This window comes from Intrasporangium oryzae NRRL B-24470, from assembly GCF_000576595.1.
Taxonomy (GTDB): domain Bacteria; phylum Actinomycetota; class Actinomycetes; order Actinomycetales; family Dermatophilaceae; genus Intrasporangium_C; species Intrasporangium_C oryzae.
Genome location: NZ_AWSA01000053.1, coordinates 23136 through 29883, shown reverse-complemented (window position 1 = coordinate 29883; position 6748 = coordinate 23136). Strand labels below are relative to the sequence as shown.

The window sequence follows — 6748 nt, the reverse complement described above, 5'->3', positions numbered from 1 at the left end:
AGTACCCGATGATCCGCTGGCTCGAGCGCAACGGGTTCAGCGTCAGCTACGTGGCCGGGGTGGACACGGCACTGCGCCCACAGGTGCTCGAGAAGCACTCCGTCTTCGTGTCGATGGGGCATGACGAGTACTGGACCAAGGAGCAGCGCGCCAACGTCGAGGCGGCACGGGACCGGGGGATGAACCTCGCGTTCTTCAGTGGCAACGAGATGTTCTGGCAGCACCGCTGGGAGGCGAGCGTCGACGGAAGCGCCACGGCCGGCCGCACCATGACCTGCTACAAGGACACGCACGACGACCAGCAGCTGACGAGCGAGTGGACCGGGACGTTCCGAGACACCCGGTTCCCGGCCAACGCGTCCGGACGCCCGGAGAACAACACCAGCGGGACGATCTTCCGCGGCAACGGGGAATGGTCCGAGAACTACGTCATCCGGATCCCACAGGCCTACGGAGCGCTCCGGCTCTGGCGGGACACCCCGGCTGCGACCCTGGCGGCGGGTGCCACCTTCTCGCTGCCGGTGGGTGTCCTCGGGTACGAGTGGGATGTCGACAGCGACAACGGCTTCCGGCCCGCGGGCCTCTTCCGTCTCTCCGACACGACGGTCGGCAGCGACATCCGGATGCTCCTCGACTACGGCAGCACCTACGGCTCCGCAACCCTCCGGCATCACCTGACCGAGTACCGGGCACCGAGCGGCGCCCTCGTCTTCTCGGCCGGGACGATCCAGTGGTCCTGGGGCCTCGACGCCGAGCACGACCACCCCGGGACGCCGGCCAGCCCGACGATGCAGCAGGCCACGGTCAACCTCTTCGCCGACATGGGCGTGCAACCCGAGACGCCGTCGGGTGTCTCGGCGGCCACGAAGAGCACGGACACCGAGGCGCCGACGACCCAGCTGACGAGTGCCGCGACGACGGTCACCGGCGGCGCGTGGGTGACGATCCGAGGCGTGGCCGGCGACGCGGGTGGTCGGGTCGCGGGCGTCGAGATCTCGACCGACGGCGGATCGACCTGGCACCCGGCGACGACCGGCCTTGACTCGTGGACCTACCGGATGGTGACCCCGGTGAACACGTCCTACCAGATCCGCACCCGCGCGGTCGACGACTCGGGCAACATCGGGTCGGTCGCCACGTCCAACACCGTCAGGGCCGGGTCGGGTACGCGGTGCCCGTGCAGCATCTTCACGGCGCCCGGTGCGTTGTGGACGCCGCAGGTGGCCAACCAGGGCGACACCGGGTCGGTCGAGCTCGGCATGCGCTTCCGGGCGAACCGGGACGGCAGGATCACCGGCGTGAAGTTCTACAAGGGCTCGCTCAACACCGGCAAGCACGAGGTCAGCGTGTGGACGACCGACGGGCACCGAATCGGTGCCGGTGTGGCCATCAACGAGACGTCCTCAGGCTGGCAGACCGTACGGCTCGGCGAGCCGGTTCCGGTCACGGCCAACACGAGGTACATCGTGTCCTACCACGCCCCGAACGGCCGCTACTCGGTCACGCGCTCCTTCTTCGCGGGCGCGTTCACACGGCTCCCGCTTACGGCACCGGCCAACACCTCGACCGCCCCCAACGGGCTGTACGAGTACAACGACGACGCGGTCATGCCCGCGCACGGCTACAGCGCCACGAACTACTTCGTGGATGTCGTCTTCGAGTGATCGCGACTCAGCGGATCGGCTGTCCGGGCCCGATGCCGACGATCCGCATCGCGACGACGTGGTGGTCGACGACGTCGACGGTGAGGCGCTGGCCGATGCGGAGCAGTCGCAGCCCGCTCGGGTCGAACGCGTCCTGCGTGAAGGGCAGCTCGAGCCCGTCGTCGAGCAGCACCGACCCCGATCGGTCGGCCGGGTCGAAGGTGTGCACGGTGGCCTGCATGGAGTGAATCCAACCAGATCCGAGCCGTTCGATGACGGCGCTGGTCGCCGGACCCAGCCCGAGCACGCGAGCCCGGGCCAGGGAGGTCGCGTCGTCGACGTCGGTGCGCAGCCGCGGGAGGTCGAGGTCGAGCCGCGTGGCCCCGCCGGCCTCGTGGCTCGACGCGCTCCCCGGGCCGAACCGTGGCCGGAACGACCGTCCGCAGCGCAGGACCGTCCCGGTGCCGTCGGCGTCGGGGACGAAGGAGTCCGCGTGGAGGGCCGCGGCGTCGAGGGCCGCGCAGAGGTCCGGGGGTGTGAGGCAGGGCAGGTCGCCGAGCAGTGCGGCGGCCCAGGCGCCGGTCGGCAGCACGGTGAGGCCGTGGGCGATCGCCCCGTTGAGACCCGTGTCGGGGTCGGCGACGACGCGGACTCCGCGTGGCGCCCACGCCTCGGCCAGCCCGGCGTCGGCCGTGACGAGGAGGACCCTCCCGGCGCCCACCGCGCCGACCGCGGCGGCGATCGTGTCGTCGGCGATGGCACGGCTGAGGACGGCCCGGTCCGGGCCCGCGGGCCGGGCCAGCCGCGACTTGCCGTGCCTGGTGTCCTTGACCGGGATGACGACGTGCCAGCCGTGCGGCGCCACGATCGTCGGGGGGTGCGGGGGAGTCGTCATTCTCGGCCAATCGTCCCACTCGCCGCGTCCGCGCTCGACAGTCGGCCGTGAGGTGGACAAGATGAGGGCTGCGCGCGACGGTGCGTCGCGCGGTCTCGAGGAGGTCGTCGGAACGTGAGTGGTGCACGCCGCAGGAGGCTGCCCTTCGCCTATCGGTTCGCTGCGCTGCTCTTGCGACCCCTTCTCATGGCGCTGACAAAGCGTGACTGGCGCGGTGTCGAGAACCTCCCCGCCGAGGGCGGCTTCGTCGTCTCGACCAACCACATCTCGTACGTCGACCCGCTCGTCTTCGCACACTTCATGTACGACAGCGGTCGCGAGGCCTACTTCCTCGGCAAGGAGAGCATCTTCCGGATTCCCCTCGTCGGATGGCTGCTCCGCAAGGCCGGGCAGATCCCCGTCCACCGCAGCTCCGCGGCCGCGGCCCACGCCTACCGCGCAGCGGTCGACGGGGTCCGTGAGGGCAAGGCGCTCGGGATCTTCCCGGAGGGGACGATCACCCGCGACCCCGACCTGTGGCCGATGCGCGGCAAGACGGGCGCGGCCCGGGTCGCCCTCGAGACCCGGTGCCCCCTCGTCCCCGTGGCGCAGTGGGGCGCGCAGGAGATCCTCGCGCCCTACGGCAAGCGCGTCCGCCTCTTCCCACGCAAGACCATGCACATGTATGCCGGTCCCCCCGTCGACCTCAGCGACCTCTACGGCAAGCCGATCGACACCGCCGTGCTGCGCGAGGCGACCGACCGGCTCATGGACCGCATCACCGAGCTCCTCGAGGTGCTGCGCGACGAGAAGAACGTCCACGAGCGGTTCGACCCGAGGCGCCACGGGGTCCCCGAGATCGGCAACCCGATGAGCCACGAGGACATCGGGCGTCCCGCGCCCGAGGCCAAGCGGAAGGGGGACCGCCGATGACGCACGTCGCCGTGATGGGCACGGGCAGCTGGGGGACGGCCTTCTCTGGGGTGCTCTCCGACGCCGGCTGCACGGTGACGATGTGGGCGCGCCGTGAGGAGATGGCCGAGCAGATCAACGCCGGCTGCAACCTCGAATACATGCCCGACCTGCGACTGCCCGAGACGGTCCGGGCCACGACGGACCCCGTCGCGGCGTGCAAGGGGGCCGACATCGTCGTGCTCGCAGTCCCGTCACAGACCCTCCGGTCCAACCTCGCCGAATGGGGCCACGCCATCCCCGGCGGTGCCGACGTCGTCTCGCTCATGAAGGGGGTCGAGCTCGGCACGACGAAGCGGATGAGCGAGGTCATCGCCGAGGTCGCCCGGGTCGACCCGAAGCGGATCGTCATCCTGTCCGGGCCCAACCTCGCCCCGGAGATCGCCGCCCGGCAGCCCGCAGCCAGTGTCATCGCCTGTGTGGACATGGCCGGTGCCGATCGCGTCGCCGCGGCCTGCGCGACTCCCACGTTCCGGCCCTACACGAGCACCGATGTCGTCGGCGCCGAGGTGTGCGGTGCGACGAAGAACGTCGTCGGCCTCGCCGTCGGCATGGCCGAGGGGATGGGGTTCGGCGACAACACGAAGGCGACGATCATCACGCGCGGCCTCGCGGAGACGACCCGACTGGGCCTCGCGCTCGGTGCCGAGCCGGAGACCTTCCTCGGTCTCGCCGGCGTAGGCGACCTCATCGCGACATGCATGTCGCCCCTGTCGCGCAACCACCGGTTCGGGGTGCGCCTCGGCCAGGGCATGGCCGTCGACGAGGTCATCGCCGTGACTCGGCAGACCTCCGAGGGCGTGAAGTCGTGCGAGTCGATCCTCAAGCTGGCGCAGGACCACGGGGTCGAGATGCCGATCGTCGAGCAGGTCGTCGCCGTCGTCCGCGACGGTCACTCGGCCAAGGACATCGGACCGCGGCTGATGTCCCGTGACCTCAAGCCCGAGAAGAGCTGAGCACCAGGGCAGTCAGTCCTGCCCGAGTCCTCGTGTCAGGGCGGCGTCGAGGTCGGACCACAGGTCCTCGACGTGCTCGATGCCGACCGACAGGCGCAGCAGGTTGACCGGGACCGACTCCGGCTCGGACGGGTGCCGCCGACGGCGCTCGATCTGCGACTCGACTCCGCCGAGGCTCGTCGAGTGGAGCCAGACCCGGGTCGCGTCGCAGACCCGGTCGGCGGCGGCAGCGTCGCCCGCCACCTCGATCGCGAGCATCGCGCCCGACCCCGGGTAGCGGACCCTCGCCACGCCCGCGTGGTCGGCGAGGCGCGCGGCGAGCTCGGCGGCATTCGCGCTCGCCCGCTCGAAGCGCAGGCCGAGCGTGCGCAGCCCACGGAGCGCGAGGAAGACCTCCATCGGGCCGGCGATCGCGCCATGGAGGGTGCGGTGCCGGAAGACCCGCTCGCCCAACGCCCGGCCGCGATCGGTGTCGGGGACGACGGTCGCCCCGAGGACGACGTCGGAGTGGCCGGACAGGTACTTCGTCACCGAGTGGACGACGACGTCGGCACCCAGCGTGAGGGGCCGCGAGAGCAGGGGAGTCGCCAGGGTGTTGTCGACGACACTCGTCACGCCGAGCTCGCGGGCACGCGCGAGGACCACGTCGAGCTCGGTGACGTCCATGAGCGGGTTGGTCGGCGACTCGAGCCAGAGCAGGTCGGCGCCGTCGAGGGCCGCGAGGAAACCGGCCGTGTCGGTCGCGTGCACCCGGACGACCGTCCCACCCGCCTCCTCGAACGCGCGCATGAGGTCGTACGTCCCGTTGTAGGTCTGGTCGGGCGCGACGACGGTGCCGCCCGCGCCGACGAGGGAGAGGGCGGCGGAGATGGCGCCCATCCCCGACGCGTGGATGAGCGCGCGGCCGCCCTCGAGGCCGCCGAGGGCCTGCTCGAAGGAGCTCCACGTCGGGTTCCCCGACCGCGCGTACGACACGTCGCCGTCGGCGGCATACGTCGACGTGAACTCGACCGCGGTGTTGACGGGGGAGCCCGCGCGCCGCTCGGGGCGCCCCGCCGAGACGAGGTAGGTCTCCACGTGCTGGCTCGTCGACTCGTGCTCAACGCTCACCGGGTCAGCGTACGAGCGGCCCGCAGCCATCGGGATAGAGTCTCGTCTGATGACCACGGACCAGCCCCCGCAGCCCTCCGCCTCGAGCCGTCGCCCGCGCGTCGCCATCGTCTTCGGTGGACGTTCCTCCGAGCATGCCGTCTCGTGCGCCACCGCCGCCGGGGTGCTCCGGGCGATCGACCGGACCAAGTACTTCATCGTCCCGATCGGCATCACCCGTGACGGCCAGTGGGTGCTCGTCGCGGACGACCCGACCCGCTTCGAGCTCACGGCCGGCCAGTCGCCCGAGGTCAAGCCCGAGGAGGCCCACATCGTGCTGCCCCTCTCGACGCGCGAGACGTCACTGACCGTCCTCGAGCCTGGCGAGCCGCCCCGGGCGCTGGGCGAGGTCGACGTGGTCCTGCCCCTCCTGCACGGGCCCTTCGGCGAGGACGGCACGCTCCAGGGCTTCCTCGAGCTGTCCGACGTCCGCTACGTCGGCTCTGGCGTGCTCGCCTCCGCGGCCGGCATGGACAAGCACTACATGAAGGTCGTCTTCGCGGGCCACGGCCTGCCGGTCGGCCCGTATGCCGTCATCACCGACCGGGCCTGGCGCAGCGACAGGGCGGCCGCGATGGACGCCTGCGAGGGCCTCAGCTACCCGCTCTTCGTCAAGCCGGCCCGGGCCGGCTCCTCGATGGGCATCACCAAGGTCGAGGACCCGAAGGACCTCGAGGCGGCCATCGAGGCGGCCCGCGAGCACGACCCCAAGGTCATCGTCGAGGAGGGCATCCGCGGGCGCGAGATCGAGTGCGCCGTCCTGCAGGGTCACGGCACCGACGCGCCGCGCACGTCCGAGGTGGCCGAGGTGGCCGTCCACGACAACCACGCGTTCTACGACTTCGAGGCGAAGTACCTCGCCGAGGCCGACGTCGACCTCAGCTGTCCTGCGGACGTGCCGGCCGAGGTGTCCGCTGAGGTCCGCCGCCTCGCGGCCGAGGCCTTCGAGTCGCTCGGCTGCGAGGGGCTGGCCCGGGTCGACTGCTTCTACACCGAGGACGGCCGGGTCCTCGTCAACGAGATCAACACGATGCCGGGGTTCACCCCGCACTCGATGTATCCCCGGATGTGGGCCGCGTCCGGACTGGCCTACCCGGACCTCATCGACGAGCTCCTCTCGCTCGCGCTCGAGCGACGCGTCGGCCTGCGCTGAG

General features: G+C 71.3%; 6 protein-coding genes. 4 read left to right on the top strand and 2 right to left on the bottom strand.

Annotation, left to right across the window (positions count from 1 at the left end):
- Window positions 1–1664, top strand: a 1664-nt coding sequence (locus N865_RS18220; RefSeq protein WP_157557770.1) for a N,N-dimethylformamidase beta subunit family domain-containing protein, incomplete at its 5' end; no start/stop codon positions are given.
- 7 nt (window positions 1665–1671) lie between these two features.
- Here the strand turns inward: N865_RS18220 and cofC are convergent.
- Window positions 1672–2538, bottom strand: coding sequence for a 2-phospho-L-lactate guanylyltransferase (gene cofC, locus N865_RS18215; RefSeq protein ID WP_051510989.1), 867 nt, complete (start codon window positions 2536–2538; stop codon window positions 1672–1674).
- 114 nt (window positions 2539–2652) lie between these two features.
- Between cofC and N865_RS18210 the strand changes: the two genes are divergently transcribed.
- Together N865_RS18210 and N865_RS18205 are read left to right on the top strand one after the other, a co-directional pair.
- Window positions 2653–3450 (top strand): lysophospholipid acyltransferase family protein, encoded by a 798-nt coding sequence (locus N865_RS18210; RefSeq protein ID WP_034809050.1) that lies wholly within the window; start codon window positions 2653–2655, stop codon window positions 3448–3450.
- Window positions 3447–4445, top strand: coding sequence for an NAD(P)H-dependent glycerol-3-phosphate dehydrogenase (locus N865_RS18205; RefSeq protein ID WP_034809047.1), 999 nt, complete (start codon window positions 3447–3449; stop codon window positions 4443–4445). The genes N865_RS18210 and N865_RS18205 overlap by 4 nt, the downstream gene beginning before the upstream one ends.
- A 12-nt stretch (window positions 4446–4457) precedes the next feature.
- Here the strand turns inward: N865_RS18205 and N865_RS18200 are convergent, their stop codons facing one another.
- On the bottom strand, window positions 4458–5555 hold the full coding sequence (locus tag N865_RS18200; protein ID WP_051510998.1) for a trans-sulfuration enzyme family protein: 1098 nt from the start codon (window positions 5553–5555) through the stop codon (window positions 4458–4460).
- A gap of 49 nt (window positions 5556–5604) precedes the next feature.
- Here N865_RS18200 and N865_RS18195 point away from each other — a divergent pair, with 49 nt between their 5' ends.
- Window positions 5605–6747 carry a D-alanine--D-alanine ligase family protein gene (locus N865_RS18195; RefSeq protein ID WP_034809040.1) on the top strand — a complete coding sequence of 381 codons (1143 nt, stop codon included), beginning with the start codon at window positions 5605–5607 and terminating at the stop codon, window positions 6745–6747.
- Window position 6748: the final 1 nt, after the last annotated feature.

What these genes read in the sequence shown, in the direction of transcription:
- cofC (WP_051510989.1), bottom strand. Translation starts at nt 2,538, where the DNA reads ATGACGACTCCCCCGCACCCCCCGACGATCGTGGCGCCGCACGGCTGG.
- N865_RS18205 (WP_034809047.1), top strand. Translation starts at nt 3,447, where the DNA reads ATGACGCACGTCGCCGTGATGGGCACGGGCAGCTGGGGGACGGCCTTC.
- N865_RS18195 (WP_034809040.1), top strand. Translation starts at nt 5,605, where the DNA reads ATGACCACGGACCAGCCCCCGCAGCCCTCCGCCTCGAGCCGTCGCCCG.